This window comes from Undibacterium pigrum, assembly GCF_003201815.1.
GTDB lineage: Bacteria > Pseudomonadota > Gammaproteobacteria > Burkholderiales > Burkholderiaceae_D > Undibacterium > Undibacterium pigrum.
Window position 1 is genome coordinate 305,989 of the sequence record NZ_QJKB01000005.1, and the last position, 16,870, is coordinate 322,858.

The 16,870-nt window shown below is 52.3% G+C and carries 17 protein-coding genes; 11 read left to right on the forward strand and 6 right to left on the reverse strand.

Annotated features, from left to right (window positions below; translation table 11 throughout):
- Positions 1-42 precede the first annotated feature (42 nt).
- Together DFR42_RS16840 and DFR42_RS16845 are read right to left on the reverse strand one after the other, a co-directional pair.
- Positions 43-840: a type IV pili methyl-accepting chemotaxis transducer N-terminal domain-containing protein gene (locus DFR42_RS16840; protein ID WP_110256168.1), complete on the reverse strand. Its 798-nt coding sequence runs from the start codon at positions 838-840 to the stop codon at positions 43-45.
- Between the two features lie 137 nt (positions 841-977).
- Positions 978-1,433: an Lrp/AsnC family transcriptional regulator gene (locus DFR42_RS16845; RefSeq protein ID WP_110256169.1), complete on the reverse strand. Its 456-nt coding sequence runs from the start codon at positions 1,431-1,433 to the stop codon at positions 978-980.
- Between the two features lie 131 nt (positions 1,434-1,564).
- Here DFR42_RS16845 and DFR42_RS16850 point away from each other — a divergent pair, with 131 nt between their 5' ends.
- Together DFR42_RS16850 and DFR42_RS16855 are read left to right on the forward strand one after the other, a co-directional pair.
- Complete coding sequence (locus DFR42_RS16850) at positions 1,565-2,197, forward strand: LysE family translocator (protein WP_110256170.1); 633 nt, start codon at positions 1,565-1,567, stop codon at positions 2,195-2,197.
- A gap of 77 nt (positions 2,198-2,274) precedes the next feature.
- A complete protein-coding gene (locus DFR42_RS16855; RefSeq protein WP_110256171.1) occupies positions 2,275-3,549 on the forward strand; it encodes a S41 family peptidase in 1,275 nt (424 codons plus the stop codon).
- A 51-nt stretch (positions 3,550-3,600) separates the two neighbouring features.
- Here the strand turns inward: DFR42_RS16855 and DFR42_RS16860 are convergent, their stop codons facing one another.
- Positions 3,601-5,094: a HEAT repeat domain-containing protein gene (locus tag DFR42_RS16860; protein ID WP_110256172.1), complete on the reverse strand. Its 1,494-nt coding sequence runs from the start codon at positions 5,092-5,094 to the stop codon at positions 3,601-3,603.
- Positions 5,095-5,371: 277 nt separating this feature from the next.
- The gene (locus DFR42_RS16865; RefSeq protein ID WP_110256173.1) at positions 5,372-6,181 is read right to left on the reverse strand and encodes a substrate-binding periplasmic protein; all 810 of its coding nucleotides are present in this window, start codon (positions 6,179-6,181) and stop codon (positions 5,372-5,374) included.
- 274 nt (positions 6,182-6,455) lie between these two features.
- Here DFR42_RS16865 and DFR42_RS16870 point away from each other — a divergent pair, with 274 nt between their 5' ends.
- Positions 6,456-7,052 (forward strand): DUF938 domain-containing protein, encoded by a 597-nt coding sequence (locus DFR42_RS16870; RefSeq protein WP_110256174.1) that lies wholly within the window; start codon positions 6,456-6,458, stop codon positions 7,050-7,052.
- A 134-nt stretch (positions 7,053-7,186) separates the two neighbouring features.
- Here DFR42_RS16870 and DFR42_RS16875 read toward each other — a convergent pair whose 3' ends face one another.
- The gene (locus tag DFR42_RS16875; RefSeq protein ID WP_110256175.1) at positions 7,187-7,891 is read right to left on the reverse strand and encodes a hypothetical protein; all 705 of its coding nucleotides are present in this window, start codon (positions 7,889-7,891) and stop codon (positions 7,187-7,189) included.
- Positions 7,892-8,072: 181 nt separating this feature from the next.
- Between DFR42_RS16875 and DFR42_RS16880 the strand changes: the two genes are divergently transcribed.
- The 8 genes from DFR42_RS16880 to DFR42_RS16915 all read left to right on the forward strand — a co-directional run bounded on the left by DFR42_RS16880 (position 8,073) and on the right by DFR42_RS16915 (position 16,010).
- Entirely contained in the window at positions 8,073-9,089 is a 1,017-nt protein-coding gene (locus DFR42_RS16880) for an SPFH domain-containing protein (RefSeq protein WP_110256176.1), read from the forward strand.
- A gap of 13 nt (positions 9,090-9,102) precedes the next feature.
- Positions 9,103-10,071 carry a diacylglycerol kinase catalytic domain-containing protein gene (locus DFR42_RS16885; protein ID WP_245936997.1) on the forward strand — a complete coding sequence of 323 codons (969 nt, stop codon included), beginning with the start codon at positions 9,103-9,105 and terminating at the stop codon, positions 10,069-10,071.
- Between the two features lie 160 nt (positions 10,072-10,231).
- The gene (locus DFR42_RS16890) at positions 10,232-11,158 is read left to right on the forward strand and encodes an ADP-ribosylglycohydrolase family protein (protein WP_110256177.1); all 927 of its coding nucleotides are present in this window, start codon (positions 10,232-10,234) and stop codon (positions 11,156-11,158) included.
- Between the two features lie 4 nt (positions 11,159-11,162).
- Positions 11,163-11,618, forward strand: coding sequence for a macro domain-containing protein (locus DFR42_RS16895; RefSeq protein ID WP_110256178.1), 456 nt, complete (start codon positions 11,163-11,165; stop codon positions 11,616-11,618).
- Positions 11,619-11,641: 23 nt separating this feature from the next.
- Positions 11,642-12,586 carry an ADP-ribosylglycohydrolase family protein gene (locus DFR42_RS16900; protein WP_110256179.1) on the forward strand — a complete coding sequence of 315 codons (945 nt, stop codon included), beginning with the start codon at positions 11,642-11,644 and terminating at the stop codon, positions 12,584-12,586.
- A gap of 280 nt (positions 12,587-12,866) precedes the next feature.
- A complete protein-coding gene (gene fumC, locus DFR42_RS16905; protein WP_110256180.1) occupies positions 12,867-14,264 on the forward strand; it encodes a class II fumarate hydratase in 1,398 nt (465 codons plus the stop codon).
- Between the two features lie 103 nt (positions 14,265-14,367).
- Positions 14,368-14,667, forward strand: a complete 300-nt coding sequence (locus tag DFR42_RS16910; protein ID WP_110256181.1) for a putative quinol monooxygenase — start codon at positions 14,368-14,370, stop codon at positions 14,665-14,667.
- Between the two features lie 92 nt (positions 14,668-14,759).
- Entirely contained in the window at positions 14,760-16,010 is a 1,251-nt protein-coding gene (locus DFR42_RS16915) for an alkaline phosphatase family protein (RefSeq protein ID WP_110256182.1), read from the forward strand.
- A 253-nt stretch (positions 16,011-16,263) separates the two neighbouring features.
- Here DFR42_RS16915 and DFR42_RS16920 read toward each other — a convergent pair whose 3' ends face one another.
- Positions 16,264-16,773, reverse strand: a complete 510-nt coding sequence (locus DFR42_RS16920; RefSeq protein ID WP_110256183.1) for a GNAT family N-acetyltransferase — start codon at positions 16,771-16,773, stop codon at positions 16,264-16,266.
- Positions 16,774-16,870 lie beyond the last annotated feature (97 nt).

A 16,870-nucleotide genomic window follows, 5' to 3' on the forward strand; every position in this document is an offset into this window, starting at 1 on the left:
GGCTGGAAACGGACAGGGGATTTCATTCGCCCTTCAAAAAATTCAAACCGCCAGTTGTTGATACATGCTGGTAATCTTGTCCATCACTTCCAGTATGCGTTCACTGGTGGTGGCGACATTGCTGGCGGACTGGCGTTGCAGTTTGCCGTCATTGCTGTGGCGCAGGGCTGATTCGAAAAATGCCCATTGCGACTGGGCCAACAGCAATTCATCTTTCAACCTGGTATTGCTACCGCTGGCTGCTTGCAGGGTTTGCATAGCGGCAGAGAATTCCTTGCGGGTACTCTCTATGTTGCTGGCAGTATTGCCGGGCGCGATGTTCCAGTTGGTGGCCTGGTAGAGTTTGGCCAGGCGTTGCGATAGCATGCGTTGACGGCCCGCCAGGTTGACCAGTTTTCCCGTACTGCTGCCTGCATGCTTTTCCAGTTGCGTGGTGACTTCGTCTGCCATGTGCAGCAGGGTTTCGCTGTGCTTGAGCACTAGCCTGGCGTCGCCCGGATTAGGTGCTTTGCCTACCAGTGTCTGTTTGTATTCCTGCCAGGTTTTTTCCATGATGGATAAATTATTGCGTATATCCGCAGTAGGCGCAAAGGCATGCAGCTCTACCAGTTGACGGTCAAAACTGGACATGGACTGGTCCAGTATTTTCTTTGATGTTTCCGTTTCTATGTCCAGGCCAATTTGCAGGTAAGCCTTGGCCAGTCTTTGCGTCAACATGCGCTGACGGCCAGCCTTGTTGATGGCGTCGTTGACGCCAGCGACCTGGGCCAGGGTGGGGAAAGATAAAGCCAGGCCTGCTGCTGTGACCAGGCTGCTGGTGATGAATGTTCTGCGTTGCATGCCAACTCCATATACATTGTGAATACGATGGAGTGCAGACTAGGCGCTACAAATTTGAAAGGCTATTCCTCAATGGAACTAGTCCCGCCGGTTTCTGATGCAGGCTTTGATTTAGCGCAAGCATCTAAAAAAGCTGGCTACTGTCTATTTGTATCCACCGGCATCAAGGCCCGCAAAGGTATAGGCGCAGACATGATGATGGAAGTACGCGTCTCACCATAATGATTGATATTCCCGACAAAGCTTTCCAGATGCCGCAAGTCTCTGGTCGCAACGCGTAAAAGAAAAGAATCCTGTCCTGTCACATGCAGGCATTCCAGCACTTCGGGCAAAGATTTCAGATGCGCGATGAGGCTGGCTTTTTGAGGTTGGGGGACGGTGATGCCGACTACCGCCTGGACTTGCAGGCCTATGGCTTCGGCATGCACTTCAGCGCGATAGCCCTTGATGACACCGGCTTCTTCCAGGCGTTTGACTCGCTCTGAGGTGGCGGGCAGGGACAGGCCGGTTTCGTCGGCGAGTGCTTTTAATGAGATGCGGGCATCACGTTGCAGGGCGGCCAGGATTTTCCAGGCTTTGGCGTCGATATCCATGATATTTAAGTCCAGATGAGGATACGCAAGAATAGTGAAGGCAATGTAGCAGTTTTACCTGAATTATTCCATGTTAATGGGCTTTGCAAATCTTCATACTGTGTGCCTGTTCGTGATTATCTGAGGCAAAGATGGAAGCAAGTTTATTTTTCAAAGCCATGTTGATAGGGCTATCGATTGCAGCGCCGGTTGGCCCCATAGGTTTGCTGTGCATACAGCGCACCCTGGCACATGGCATGCGTACCGGTTTTGTCAGTGGCATGGGGGCTGCCTGTGCCGATGCCGTGTATGGTGCGATAGGGGCCTTTGGCATGGTGGCGGTGACTGATTATTTTATCTCGCTGAGTACCCCACTGGCCATAGGCGGGGCGCTGTTCCTGGGATGGATGGGGGTCAAGCTGCTGCTGACAAAAAATGAAGAAGGGCAGGCCGCCAGCGTGGGTACGCAGAAAACTGGCAAGGCGTTTATCTCAGTATTTGTCCTGACTCTGGCCAACCCCATGACCATTATTTCGTTTATTGCTGTGTTTGCCAGCATCGCCGGGCCCAAGGTGCTGGGCCATGCGGCAGCAGGGCTGATGGTAGTGGGCGTGTTTTTGGGATCAGCAATCTGGTGGCTCATGCTCAGTGCAGGTGTTGCCTTGCTCAGCAGGCAAGTGGGAGCAGGTGTCCTGGGCTTGATCAACCGGCTTGGCGGCCTGCTGCTGCTGGGTTTTGCGCTTTGGCAGATCCTGCAGATTCTGCAGAATCTGCAAGTGTTCTGAAGGCAGGCGCAAGAAAGTGTTGCTGGGCAGAACTTTCAGTTAAAATCTGGCCTTCACACATTAATATATTAAGCATCATGCGTACATTTTCTCGTCTCTTGCTAGCCCTGCTAACTGCCAGCGCGCTGGGCATCAACAGCCCTGTTTTTGCCGATACAGCCGCGCCTGCACCCGCCAGCTTTGCCCAGGACTTTGAAATCTTCTGGCAGTATGTCGATGAAAATTATGCCTATTTTGATGCCAGGAAAACCGACTGGAAAGCCGTACATGAAAAATATGGCCAGCAAGTCAAGTCCGTTACCAGCAAGCGTGATTTTGTCGCCATGATGGAAGCGGTTGTGGCAGAGTTGTATGATTCCCATGCCCATCTCGCCACCAGCCTGCCAAATTCGCCACGTCTGGTGCCGACGGGCACTGACCTGTGGGCAGAATGGCGTGGGCAGGATGCAGTTATCACTGATGTCAGGGCAAATTCAGCAGCAGAGCGCGCAGGTGTGCGAGTAGGTATGAAAGTGCTGGAAGTGCACGGCCAGCCAGTGGCACAGGCGGTCACGCAATTTGGCCCGCCCAGCTTGAAAACCGCTGACCCGGTAGCGCGTGACTGGGCCTTGCGTGTGGCACTCGCAGGCCCACGTAACCAGGCCGTGAAAATCAAGGTCGCCAGTACACAGGGGCAGATACAGGAAATAAGTTTCACCCCCGGCGTAGAACGCCCGGCCACGCCTTTATCTAGCCGCAGCCTGGGTGACATAGGCTATATCCGCATCAATAACAGCCTGGGTGATAGCGCCCTGATTGCCGCCTTTGATGAAGCACTGGACAAGCTGGAAAACAGCAAGGCACTGATACTGGATTTGCGCGACACGCCCAGCGGCGGTAATACCTTCGTGGCACGTGGCATGATGGGCCGTTTGATCAGCCAGGACCAGGCATATCAAAAGCATGAACTGGTGTCAGAAATGCGCGAATCCGGCGTCAAGCGCAGCTGGGTAGAATACGTCAGCCCGCGCGGCAAATTCATCTACAGAAAACCTGTCGTTGTACTGGTTGGCCACTGGACTGGCAGCATGGGCGAAGGCATGACGATAGCACTGGATGGCATGAAAAGAGCAAAGATAGTCGGCACCCGCATGGCCGGACTGTTGGGCGCACTGGGTGAAGTCAGCCTGCCGCATGCGGGTTTCATCGTCCGCATACCGAATGAAAAACTATTCCACCTGAATGGCACTCCGCGTGAGAATTTTGTGCCCGATATCCTTGTAGACCCAGGCAAGCAAGAGCCTGGCAAGGATGCGGCTCTGGATGTCGCTGTTGATTTACTGCGCAAGCAATTGGCAGGGAAGAGCAAGTAAACTCAAATTAACGCATACGACATGCAAGGCTAAGAGTGCGCATAGCGCGCATTATTTATTCCTTGCTGTTGCCTGTCGACTCATTTCTGCATCAAGTGCAAAGCGCAATTCGGATCCAACTTGCTTTAGTGAGTCAAGTTTGTCTGGTGTCAGCCAGTGCATGATGGCATGGTATTGCAAGGAAGATGGCTGGCCATAAATAGTACGCCTGGACCAATGGTAAAGAAAAGAATGCAAAGCACGCTTGATTGTCGTCTTTACCTGGTCATCAGCCAACTCTGTCAGTGATGCTATATGCAGGCTATACCAGGGGGTAATATGCACGGCGTAGTCCAGGATATGCAAGAAAAAAACAGCATCAGCTTGTTTGTGCCGGGCTAACTGTTCTAGTGCAGTAAACTCCAGCAAATCGCCCGAATTTATCGCAATTTGCAGGCATTGCTTGAACACCGTCATGGACGAATCATTCAGGCAGGCATGCAAATACACTGGCAAACTGGATGGATCAATCTTGCACGCAGTTTGCAAGGCCGCCTTGCGCAGGCTGGGATGTTCATCCTTCAACAGGCTTGCAACAAGCTCCAGTGATGAAGCAGATTTTTGCTGGCGTATGCCTTCCAGTGCCAGCAGCTTTTTGCGCACAAACGGGGTGTTTGCCAGCATTTCCCTGTAGGCGACGCTTAGTTTTTCTGCCTCCTTGCCTGCCCACGTTCTCGCCATCGTGCGTACGGTATAGCTATTGTCCCAGAGGGCGAGCGCCAGGACTTCATCTGTTGGCCGTAGTTGTCGCTGCCTGGTTGTGAGCAACACCATGCGCCGCAAATGCATGGAATTGATTTTGTTCAGCATGCCATACAGCATCAATACATCATCATCAGCCAGATTGGCGACTTCAGGGCTGGCGGCCATCGTCACCAGGACATCCCTGGTGGCAATGGCTTGCATGACTTTCTCCAGAGGAGTCCAGTCAAACAGGCGCAGTGCCAGTTGCCAGCACAGTTTGCGTATCTGGTGTTGATCTGAGGTCAGGCCAGTCAATATCATTGCATGATTATCCGGGCTGGACAGACGCGTCACGACTGACTCCATGATTTTTTCGGCATTGCTCCTGCTCTGTTTTCTCAACGCATAGATGTCGGGCAGGGCGGTAATGATTTCTGCTGCAGCCAGCTTGCCTAACCAATCCTGCATGGTGAGTTCGGCAAGTTCGCGTATGCCGCTCACATAGTCATTGAGTCTGTTGACGATGGCGCTGAAGGCAGAAGGCTGTTCTTGTGCAATGAGAACCCTGAGACAAAATTCACGCACATAACCATCTCTGTGCCGCAGGTGATACACGGCAGTCTGTGCAGACAGGGATGCTATCTTGCTGCTGTCGATAGTCGCTCCAGTACGCCAGTCGAGAAACGCTTCATAAAAGGCGCTGTCTTCAATCATGAAATAATCTGCATGCATCTTCACATCTGATCTGCTCAGTCGTGATGCCGGGACCGTGTTTTCGCGCTTAAACAGCAACTGTATGCGATGATGAAAATTGATATCCATGTAGAGTGAGTATGTGCATATGATCCAAACTGGTAAGGATCACCTGCATCGAATTATTATCAAGCTTCAGGATACTGCAAATTTTCGTGAAATGTCTACCTGCAAGCGGCCATGCGCTGTAGGAGCGGCTTCAGCCGCGAATGCCCGATACGGCCAAATCTTTCGCGGCTGAAGCCGCTCCTACAGAGAAAAGAAGATTGCTCATGATATGCAATTCAACGCAAAGCATTCACCATGGCATCCTTGGGATAGTTGATCGTATAGTCTGCCCTGAACCTCAGGGCAGCATATTCTGCGCTTCATGCGCCCCTACATATTTGCGGTAGATTTTGAGTAAAGTGCCATCCTGTTGTATGGCCTTGATCAGCATGCCCCATTCATGTGCTTCGGCCTGGCTGAAACTCGTTTTGCTGATGGCAAAATTACCCTGAACTTGCAGGTTGCCCTTGTCCCAGTCGACCATGCGTACAGAGTTGGGGTTGACTTTGGCATTGATATAAAACTGGAAGACACCGGGGTAGGAGGTGGCGGCGGCAACCTCACCCTGTATCAAGGCATTGATCAGATGCGCCTCATCTGCATATGTCCTCACCCTTTCTTCCTTCGTCCATTCAGCGATGAGGGGGTCATAAAAGGCACTGTGCGCGAAACCTCTGATGACGCCAAATTTAAGTGAACGGGTAGCCTGGAACTGGGCAAGCGTATGCAGTGTGCTGGGAGCTGATGGCCCCAGCAAAATGATATGGTGGCTGCGCACATAAGGAAATAACCACAGGTATTCTTCGCGCTCAGGTGTGCTCAGCGTGGCCGTCATCATGTCGATGCGGCCAGCTTTTAATTCTATCCAGCTACGTGCACGCGGCTGCACTTTTGCATTAAAAACACAGCCGCTGCGCCTGCTAAGCTCATCCACCAGGTCACGGTCTATGCCATTGCCCGCAGCGATGCCGCGCTCGGATTTGTAGTAAATACCCAGCTCAAGAAAATCCAGTCTGATGGGGTGTGGCGGACACTTGGGAGTAGCTGCTGCCATATTGCAAGCAAGGTAAAAGGGCAGCAGGCAAGCGAGGAAATAGCGATTCAGCATTTGTCACCATCTGAAATACCTGTCAACACTGGCTGAGCTATGAACTACGGGTTTGGCACAGTGGATTTTCAGAATACCACTTGCCCCGAAGGCATGGCCTTTTGAAATGTCAAGCTTTGAAAAAAGTGGATGGAAAAAATACACTTGCAGGTATTTACACGCGATGATGTCATGAATGACATTGTCTAAAGAATATCCTGGCGCTTTTATTAATGACACGCCATATACTAGCAAGCTAAAAAATCTTTGCCCTTCACCAAATGAAAGTAGCCGCATGAGTAAATTGTTTTCCGCCGCCTGTGAAAGAAACAGCACGCCTATCCTGCAAACCATAGCGCCGCTGCTGACTGACAGCAAGACATTGCTGGAAATAGGTAGCGGCACCGGCCAGCATGCGGTGAGCTTCGCCCGGCAACTGACCCATTTGCAATGGCAAACCAGCGACAGGCAGGAATATCATCCCAGTATCATCGCCTGGATGGCAGAGGCTGCCTTGCCCAATCTCTTGCCGCCATTTGAATTGAATATCGGTATCAGCCCCTGGCCGCAACAGCAGTTTGATGCCGTCTACACCGCCAATACCTGCCACATCATGGCATGGGAAGAAGTAGAACTCATGTTTGCCGGTGTTGCCAGCTTGCTGAATGTGGGCGGCATGTTCCTCATCTATGGCCCCTTCAATTATGCCGGTGAATTTGCCAGTGCCAGCAACCAGCAATTCGATGCCTCACTCAAACAGCAAGCCACCCATATGGGCATACGCGATATAGAAAACATGTTTATCCTGGCAAGCCAGCACGGTATGCGCATGCAGGATGATATCGCCATGCCTGCCAATAACCGCTTGCTGGTGTTGAGCAAGGGTGGATGAGGATAGATAGAGGCTTGAATGGCGCGAGCGAGGCCCTGAAGGCACTCGAAATTGGGGGGAGTAGATGAAGGAGGAGATGGCAGAGGGATGGGCGCTCAGGAAATTGTTTTCTTGTAAGCACGTCCCCTACAATCTCAATGCATCTGCCCTTGCTTTTCCAGCGCACTCAGCGCCAGTTGATATTTGGCCTCACTGATCAATTCATCCGATGGTTCTCCATCACCACGCATTTCAAACATGGCTTTCAGGTTGCCAAACAAAGCTCCGATAGTAAAGATAGGTCCCGATGGAAAACTCCACCAGCCTGCGAAAAAACTGACCAGCATACCTCCGCGATTTTCTTTCCTGCCACACTGGACGCAACATAAGCGCGTCCTGGTCTTGTGCGTACCCTTGATGAAGTATGAAATCGCGGTATATGAATAGCGCATCTCGACAGGGCTGCCCATGCTGCTGCACACCGGGCATGCGCCAGAACGAATTTTTCCAGCGGCTTGCAATATCATTGCCTCGGTCAGATCAACCGCAGCCTCGCTGACCCTGGCACGGTGCAGGCATTTCCTGGAACAAAACCGCTGGCCTTCGTTCAGTACTGGATCATGGCGGGCAGAGTTACCGCAAAAATCGCACTCTATCGTCCCGCGCGCTACCCTGTATTGCGCCTTGTGGACTTCTTTGCTGATGCTGTCTATTTCGGTCACGGACATGCCGCGCATCTTCAAAATATCGCGGATAGCATCTTTCGCATTGTCGGTCAGGTCTTCACTCGACAGCTTGACCAGTAAATGCTCGCTACCCATCTCTGAAAATTGCTCGATAAAAAATTGTTTTGGGTACATAAGGGAAATGGAAGTCAAATGATGGTTTAGCGCCTGGGATTATAGTCGCTTTAACATCATAAAAATACCTGATGCATGTTTTTGTAAAAATAAAACTAAGATAGTTGCAATTAATAACTAAGTGAACTATCCTTGTATTCAAGCAAGCAGGATATCGCCTGAAAAATACCAAGGACACCAAATGCTCAATATCAAATTCATTAAATTCCAGCCCACCACCTATGTGCTGCAAGTCAAGAATGGCGAGATCAGGCGCGAAGGCGCGGGGCTGGCCTTCTTTTACTATGCGCCCACGACGACCATGCTGGCCATCCCCATGGCGAGTGAAGATACGCCGTTTATCTTTGAAGAAAAAACCGCAGACTTTCAAACTGTGACCGTGCAAGGCCAGGTTACTTACCGCATCAGTGATCCCAAAAAAATCAGCAACTTGCTGAATTTCTCGATCAACCCGGTGAGCCAGCAATACATCTCTGATGATCCGCAAAAGCTCTCACAGCGCATCGTCAATCTGGTCAAGGTACTGACGCGCAAAGGCTTGCAAAGCCTGGCGCTGCGCGATGCGCTGAAGTCGGCAGATACGCTGGGCGGTGCGGTTACCGTGGCTGTGCGTGATAGCAAGGAACTGCAAGCACTTGGCGTGGAATTGCTGGGCCTGAGTTTCCTGGCCTTGAAACCCACGCCAGAAGCCGCCAAGGCGCTGGAAGCCCAGGCGCGCGAACAAATCCTCAAATGTGCCGATGATGCGATTTATGAGCGCCGCAATGCAGCAGTAGAGCAGGAGCGCCGCATACGCGAAAATGAATTGAATACCGAAATTGCCGTTGAAAGCAAAAAACGGCAGATACGTGAAACCCAGATGGAAGCTGAAAAAAGCATACAGCAAAAAGAAAGCGAATTAAAACTCGCCCAGATGCAAACCAAAATTGCCGAAGAAAGCCAGCAAACCACCTACATCAAACTGGCGACTGAAAACGCCAGGTCAGAAGCCGACAGCCGTGCCTATGCTGCCCAGACCCTGATGCATGCTTATAGCGGCGTTGACCCCAAGGTCTTGCAGGCACTGGCGATGGGCAATATGCAATCTGGACAGTTGATTGCCCTGGCATTCCAGGAACTGGCTGAAAAAGCCGGGACCATAGGCCAGTTGAATATCACGCCAGATCTCTTGCGTGAACTCATGCACCAGCCCGCATAAAAAGGAAATGGCCATGCAGATGAACCGGGCGGCTGAACGCCAGACAGAAAACAAGATCATCCTGGTCACCCGCAAAACCAGGCTGGAAGAACTCATTGCCAAATACAATACTGTCGGCCAGGCCAGGTTTTACATAGAGCATCTGGGCGCTGATTTTTCCAGTTACCAGGCTGAGCATGATAATTACCAGGCCTGTGTCAAAGCAGCAGAAACCAGCTTGTTGCGCCTGGGGCGCTTGCAAATTGTAGAACGCGGCTTTGTACCCAATATGATCTTTGGTGAACACGATATCGTCATCGCCCTGGGGCAGGATGGCCTGGTCGTTAATACCATGAAATACCTGGATGGCCAGCGCCTGATCGGCGTCAATCCAGATGCCCAACGCTGGGATGGTGTGCTGTTACCCTTTGAAGTCAAGGACCTGCCCAGCCTGGTGCCCGAGGTATTGTGCCAGCGTCGCCCTGTGCGTGAAGTCACCATGGCCATGGCCAGGCTCAATAATGGCCAGACCATGCTGGGCGTGAATGATATCTTTATCGGCCCCAAAAGCCATATCTCGGCCCACTACACCATACACAGCGATGGGCAGCAAGAAAGACAGTCATCGAGTGGCATCATTGTCTCTACCGGTCTGGGTTCCACAGGCTGGATGAAAAGCGTACTCGCCGGTGCCAGCGCCATCTGCCAGCCGCTGGAGGATGATTTCCCCTACGAATTACCCCTGATCCCCATGCCAGCCAGCAGCAGTTGGGACGCCAGGGAATTGCAGTTTGCCGTACGCGAACCTTTCCCCAGCAAGACCTCATCCACCAATCTCGTGCATGGACGCATACGCGATCACGCCAGCCTGCAAGTCACCTCGCTGATGCCAGAACACGGCGTCATCTTCAGTGATGGCATAGAGGCTGATTACCTGGAGTTCAATGCAGGCCTGACAGCCGAGATAGGCGTGGCTGAAAGGCGCGGGTATCTGGTGATGTAGTTCGCTGTCTTCAGACCAGAAAAGCTGAAGGCAGGTGCCCAAAACGTCTCTTTTATATAAAATCAAACTAAGATAGTTGTAAATGTTAACTAAGTGAGTTATCCTGAGCCATCGGCTATCCAAATCCAGGGATAAGCAGTTCACACAGCAAGGATCACTCATGAACATCAGCTTACAACAACGCTATCTTGGCACACTGGCAGGTCTGGCCTGCGGTGATGCTGTTGGTACGACCGTGGAATTTTCTGCACGTGGCAGTTTCGCGCCTGTTACCGATATGGTGGGGCGCGGGCCGTTTGGGCTACTACCCGGTGAATGGACAGACGACACTTCCATGGCCCTGTGTCTGGCAGAGAGCCTGCTCAGTAAAGATGGCTTCGATGCCAAAGACCAGATGGGACGTTATCTGAACTGGTGGAAATGGGGTTACCTGAGTTCTACCGGTCTTTGTTTTGACATCGGCAATACCGTGCGTGCGGCCTTGTCGCGTTATGCCAGCAGCGGTGAACCTTATTGCGGCCTGGAAGATCCTGCCACTGCTGGCAATGGCTCGCTGATGCGCCTGGCACCGGTGGCCATGTTTGGCTATCCTGATGTTGCTGCCGCCATCCACTACGCCGCAGAAAGTTCATGCACCACCCATGCCGCACCCGAAGCCATACAATGCTGCCAGTTACTGGCGGCTTTATTGTGTCGTCTGTTTGGAGGTTGCAGCAAGGCAGACCTGTTTGACACTCTGCCATTTACGCCAACCGAACCCAAGGTAATCGCCATCAGCCAGGCCAGCTTCCTCTCCAAAACCAGGGACGAGATACGCGGCAGCGGTTATTCAGTAGCATCGCTGGAAGCTTCCTTATGGTGTTTCATGCACACAGATAATTTCAAGGACGCCATCCTCACCGCCACCAACCTGGGTGATGATGCCGACACCACCGCCGCCATCACCGGCCAGCTTGCCGGTGCTTATTATGGCATAGCAGGTATTCCTGCCGAATGGCTGGAAAGACTTGCCATGCGTGAAGATATCCTGCGCATGGCAGGGGACTTGTATACGCGCTTTGGTAGCAGGCAATTGACAGAGAGTTGAGATAATGAAAGAAGTCACAGGGGATTTACTGGCGCTGGCCTTGCAAGGCCATTTTGATGTCATCGTCCATGGTTGCAATTGTTTTTGCAATATGGGTGCAGGTATCGCCAAGACCATCAAAAAGAAATTTCCTGAAGCCTATGCAGCCGACCAGGAAACCCTGCCCGCCGACCATGCCAAGCTCGGTAGTTACAGCCAGGCCAGCATAGTCAGGGGCGATGCACGCTTTATCATCGTCAATGCCTATACCCAGTATGACTGGCGTGGCAACAGCGTGAAAGCAGACTACGCAGCCATACGCAAGGTGTTTGCCAGTCTGCGGCATGACTTTGCCGGCTTACGCATAGCATATCCCCTGATAGGCGCAGGACTGGCCAGAGGTGACTGGGATCAGATCGCTGCTATCATCGATGCAGAATTGGCAGGCATGGATCATACGCTGGTGAGATTTAATGCCTGAATAAATTATCTGAACATCTACTCATGATTAAAAGACCTACAAGAATAGAACGTTTGACTGGCGGCCTGGTGGGTTTACTGGTCGGCGATGCATTGGGCGTTCCCTATGAATTTCACGACGCATCAACAATCCCCGCAGTAGAACTCATAGAGTTCCAGCCACCTGCTGGCTTTGCACGTTCACATCACCTTGTACAACCCGGAACCTGGTCGGATGACGGTGCGCAAGCACTTTGTTTGCTGGCATCATTATTGGAATGCGGGCAATTTGATGCAGATGATTTTGGTCGTAGGCTTGTCCTGTGGTATGACGATGGTTATATGGCAGTTGATGGAATTGTTTTCGATGTGGGCATCATTACAGGCAAAGCGATACTTGCCATGCGCCAGAATGTGCCTGCGCTTGAAGCGGGAGCAGGCGATGAGTATGACAATGGCAATGGTTCATTGATGCGCGTATTGCCACTGGCTTTATTTCATCGTGGCTCAGATTCTGATTTAGTCAGAATTGCACAATTGCAGTCGCAACTTACTCATGCTCATATGCGCTCGCAAGTATGCTGCGCGCTCTATTGTCTTTGGGCACGCCGGATTCTTGACGATGCTGTTGATCCGTGGAATGAAGCTGTTGGTACACTGAGGACCATTTATGCAAATAAACCCCAGGAACTTGAGGAACTGGAATGGTCGATACGACCAGACGATGAACCGATAGGTTATGGTTCAGGTTATGTGGTTGATAGCCTGCGTTCTGCCCGTATGGTGCTGGAAGCCGGCAACTACGAAGCAGTAGTTCGCGCTGCAGTTCGTTTAGGTAATGACACTGATACGACGGCTTGCATCGCTGGTGGGCTTGCGGGCATTCGCGATGGTATCGACGGCATACCCGAGCGATGGAGAGAACAACTGCTTGGGAAAACAATCTTTTCACCATTGTTAAAGCAATTACTTGCTCGCCATGAAGAGTAAATGCGCAGGCTTATGTTGAGAGATTACGCTTTTGCATCAAATCAAATTTTGCATGTAGGAGCGGCTTCAGCCGCGAAATTTTTCTGCTTGAACTCTATAGACAGCCGGGACAGTGTTAGCACCTGTTCGCGGCTAAAGCCGCTCCTGCAGAGAAATTTTGCAGCAAACTGAAAATGCCTGACTGCAATCAGGCAGACTATGGCATTCACAGCTAAAATGAGAGCATAGTTTCAAGATTTTCTATCATGAAGTTCTACTCTCATCCCAGGAGCTGTTGCAAATGAAAACCAAGTATTCCGGCGCGCAGCGCAATGAGCGCGATACCTTTGGCGAGATTGCCGTCCCCGCAGATGCATTGTGGGGCGCGCAGACCCAGCGTTCCTTGCATCACTTTGCCATTTCCACAGAAACCATGCCGCCAGAACTGGTATTGGCACTGGCCCGCGTCAAACGCAGTTGCGCGCAGGTGAACAGTGACCTGGGCCTGCTGGATGGCAAGGTGGCAGGGGCAATTGCCCAGGCGGTGGAAGAAGTCCTGGCGGGCACGCATGCAGATGCCTTCCCGCTGTCGGTCTGGCAAACCGGCTCAGGCACGCAGAGCAATATGAATATGAATGAAGTGCTGGCAAACCGTGCTTCTGAATTTTTGGGCGGCACACGCGGCATGAGCCGGGTCGTGCATCCAAATGACCATGTGAATATGGGCCAGTCATCCAACGATGTCTTCCCCACGGCCATGCATGTGGCTGCTGCTGCGGCCGTTATCGAACAGGTCTTGCCTTCCCTGAAAAAACTGCGCGCCACCCTTGATGCCAAGGCTAAGGAATTTGCCGACATCATCAAGATAGGCCGTACCCATTTACAGGATGCCACTCCGCTGACGCTGGGCCAGGAAATCTCTGGCTGGGTCGCGCAACTTGATTATGCCGATAAAGCCCTGCGCCACACCCTGCCAGCCTTGCAGGAACTGGCGATAGGCGGCACGGCAGTGGGCACTGGCCTCAATACCCATGCTGACTTTGGCGACCTCGTTGCTGCCAATCTGACACTTGATACCGGCATTGCTTTTAGCGCAGCCCCGAATCGTTTTGCAGCACTGGCGGGCCATGATGCCATGGTCAGCAGCCACGGTGCACTCAAGACCCTGGCCACTGCCCTCATGAAAATCGCCAATGACATACGCTGGCTGGCGTCAGGCCCACGTTCTGGCCTGGGTGAATTGCAGATACCAGAAAACGAACCCGGTTCATCCATCATGCCCGGCAAGGTCAATCCTACCCAGTGCGAAGCTGTGACCATGCTGTGTTGCCAGGTGCTGGGCAATGATGTGGCACTCAGTATAGGCGGTGCATCCGGCAATTTTGAATTGAATGTCTTCAAGCCCCTGATCGTGCATAACTTCCTGCAAAGCTGCCGCCTGCTGGCCGATGGCATGGCCAGCCTGGATGAGCATTGCGCCCAGGGCATGCAAGCCAATCGCGCACGCATCAAGGAACTACTCGATAATTCCCTTATGCTGGTGACCGCACTCAACCCTTATATCGGCTATGACCGCGCCGCCGCGATTGCCAAGCATGCGCATAGCAAGGGCACGACCCTGCGTGAAGCAGCACTGGCTCTCGGTTACGTCACTGCTGAGGAATTTGATGGCTGGGTCAGGCCGGAAGACATGGTTTGATTTGCCGTGTTACTTAGCAAAGCAGAGTGTGCATGGCGCATTCTGCATATCGCATTCACAAGCTTGAATTTAATTAACACCCATATCACCTGGAATTATTTTTATGTCAGAAGCATTCATGATGGTCATCCTGATCCAGACCAAACCTGGTCAAAGCAAAGAACAAATCGCGGCCTACACCAGGCTGGCCCCGCTGGTGCGGGCCGAAGCAGGTTGCCTGCAATACGATATGCATGGCGTAGATGGCGATGAAAATAAATTTGTGCTGGTGGAGAAATGGGCTTCCAAGGCAGCCCTGGCTGCGCATGATGCCATGCCTTATATGGTAGAGGCAGATGCACTCAGCCCCGGTTTCCGCACCGGGCCTGCCACTGTCTTGTTTCTGGGGCCAGTGATTGCCTGATTGATGCAGGATGCATCTAGCGTATTATCAACGCATCATTAAGCGCAACATTAAAAGTACCATTGAACGTTACGTTCCATTCAAAGTACATCATGAAAAAAACCTGCATAAAAATAGCTGCTTACAGTTTGTTCTCCCTGGCCATGGCGGGCTGCGTCAGCCAGTCTCAACAAGCGCCTGTTGCGCAGGTTGATAACAGCAATTATCGCCCCGTCATCCTTGTTTCCATCGATGGCTTCAAACCAGAATATCTGGGGCGAGGCGTGACGCCCACGCTAAACGCCCTGGCCAAAGAGGGTGTGAGGGCAGAGAGTATGCGCCCATCATTCCCATCGATCACCTTTCCCAATCACTACACGCTGGTGACAGGCTTGCGCCCTGATCATCATGGCATCGTGGCCAATACCATGGATGACAAACATATTGCAGGCGTGCGCTTTAAAATGAGCAATAAGGAAGCCGTGCTCGACAGACGCTGGTGGGACGGCGCAGAACCAGTCTGGGTCACGGCAGAAAAAAATCAGGTCAGAACCGGCATCATGTTCTGGCCGGGTTCAGAAGCCGCGATTCATGGCGTACGCCCGTCTGCCTACAAGGCTTTTGATGAAACCGTCACGCCAGCAGCGCGTGTCGATACCGTGCTGGGCTGGATGGAGCAGCCTGCCGCTACCCGCCCTGGTTTCCTGACCGTCTATTTTGACCAGGTCGATCATGCTGGCCATGATTTTGGTCCGGATACCAAAGAAGTGACAGCGGCTGCTGCCACGGTTGATGCCGCCATCGCCCGCCTGGTCGATGGCTTGCGCGCGCGTAACATCAACGCCAATATTGTCATCGTCTCTGATCACGGCATGGCAGCCACCAGCCCACAGCGCACCATACAACTGGACAAGATTGCCCAGCCTGCAAATTATGATGTGGTGGTGTATGGCAGCTTTGCCGGGATAGAACCCAGGTCAGGGCAGGAAGATGCAGTCGCCACAGCGCTGCTGAAACCCCATGAACATATGCAATGCTGGAAAAAAGAAAACATCCCGGCCCGCTATCAATACGGCAAGCACCCACGCGTGCCGCGTTTCATTTGCTCGGCAGATGTAGGTTGGCTGGTGGTGCCAGATGCCAAGGCTGCCGCCAAGGCAAACAGCGGTGCACATGGTTACGATAATCTCTCCAAAGAAATGCAGGCACTGTTTATTGCCAACGGCCCGGCCTTTAAGAAAGCGACGGTCTTGCCAGCCTTTGATAATGTCGACGTGTACCCACTTTTGATGAAATTGTTACGCGTGCCAGCCCGGCCTTCGGATGGCAGGATTGATGCCATACAACCGGCTTTGGTCCAGTGATTGCTGTTGGTGGGGAGCATTGAGATCAAGACCAAAAAGCTCACCACAGAGACACAGAGACGCAGAGCAGGCACTGAGAAAAATTAGGGACGTGTACGATAAAAATGCGATGTGCCTGGAGCGCCTTGGCAATCTATAGCACATCGCATTTCTATTTTTTCACTCCGTGCACCTCTGTGTCTCTGTGCCTCTGTGTTGAGAGGTCTTGAAGTTTGAGGTCTCGCAAGTCTATCCGTATTCGCAAGTCTATCCATCAGCTTATTGCTGCCGGACTCGTCGCTACCTCGCCCGCAGCAAAGGCCTGCAAGCCTGCACCTGCCAGGCGGTAGCGTACCCATTCATCCTGCGGTTTTGCACCGATGGACAGGTAGAACTGTATTGCCGGTTCATTCCAGTCCAGCACGCTCCATTCGAGCCTGCCACAGCCACTTTCGACGGCCACTTGCGCCAGATGCCTTAACAAGGCCTTGCCTGCGCCGCTGCCACGGTGGCTGGGCGAGATATACAAGTCTTCCAGATACATGCCCTTGCGACCCAGCCAGGTTGAATAGCTGAGAAAGTAAATTGCATAGCCAACTGGCTGGCCATCAATGGCGCAGATCAGTCCGCGTGCCGGGCTGTCGGCGGCAAACAGGCTTTGCCTGACATCATCGACACTGGCAATGACTTCATGCTCGGCTCTTTCATAAATTGCCAGTTCGGTGATATATGCGTGGATCAGGGCTGCATCATCTGGCAGGGCGGGGCGGATAGTTATATTCATGGAAATCTCATTTCAATCTGTCGCATTCATTTACAGCACTCATTGCCACACTCATTGTCATATCCTAGCAAGCCAGCCTACAATGCGGCAAGTGCAA

Coding starts and splice junctions, on each gene's coding strand:
- DFR42_RS16845 (WP_110256169.1), bottom strand. CDS start 1,433: ATGGATATCGACGCCAAAGCCTGGAAAATCCTGGCCGCCCTGCAACGT.
- DFR42_RS16880 (WP_110256176.1), top strand. CDS start 8,073: ATGCTCAATATCAAATTCATTAAATTCCAGCCCACCACCTATGTGCTG.
- DFR42_RS16910 (WP_110256181.1), top strand. CDS start 14,368: ATGTCAGAAGCATTCATGATGGTCATCCTGATCCAGACCAAACCTGGT.
- DFR42_RS16860 (WP_110256172.1), bottom strand. CDS start 5,094: ATGGATATCAATTTTCATCATCGCATACAGTTGCTGTTTAAGCGCGAA.
- DFR42_RS16885 (WP_245936997.1), top strand. CDS start 9,103: ATGCAGATGAACCGGGCGGCTGAACGCCAGACAGAAAACAAGATCATC.
- DFR42_RS16890 (WP_110256177.1), top strand. CDS start 10,232: ATGAACATCAGCTTACAACAACGCTATCTTGGCACACTGGCAGGTCTG.
- DFR42_RS16895 (WP_110256178.1), top strand. CDS start 11,163: ATGAAAGAAGTCACAGGGGATTTACTGGCGCTGGCCTTGCAAGGCCAT.
- DFR42_RS16865 (WP_110256173.1), bottom strand. CDS start 6,181: ATGCTGAATCGCTATTTCCTCGCTTGCCTGCTGCCCTTTTACCTTGCT.
- DFR42_RS16875 (WP_110256175.1), bottom strand. CDS start 7,891: ATGTACCCAAAACAATTTTTTATCGAGCAATTTTCAGAGATGGGTAGC.
- DFR42_RS16855 (WP_110256171.1), top strand. CDS start 2,275: ATGCGTACATTTTCTCGTCTCTTGCTAGCCCTGCTAACTGCCAGCGCG.
- DFR42_RS16850 (WP_110256170.1), top strand. CDS start 1,565: ATGGAAGCAAGTTTATTTTTCAAAGCCATGTTGATAGGGCTATCGATT.
- DFR42_RS16900 (WP_110256179.1), top strand. CDS start 11,642: ATGATTAAAAGACCTACAAGAATAGAACGTTTGACTGGCGGCCTGGTG.
- fumC (WP_110256180.1), top strand. CDS start 12,867: ATGAAAACCAAGTATTCCGGCGCGCAGCGCAATGAGCGCGATACCTTT.
- DFR42_RS16920 (WP_110256183.1), bottom strand. CDS start 16,773: ATGAATATAACTATCCGCCCCGCCCTGCCAGATGATGCAGCCCTGATC.
- DFR42_RS16870 (WP_110256174.1), top strand. CDS start 6,456: ATGAGTAAATTGTTTTCCGCCGCCTGTGAAAGAAACAGCACGCCTATC.
- DFR42_RS16915 (WP_110256182.1), top strand. CDS start 14,760: ATGAAAAAAACCTGCATAAAAATAGCTGCTTACAGTTTGTTCTCCCTG.
- DFR42_RS16840 (WP_110256168.1), bottom strand. CDS start 840: ATGCAACGCAGAACATTCATCACCAGCAGCCTGGTCACAGCAGCAGGC.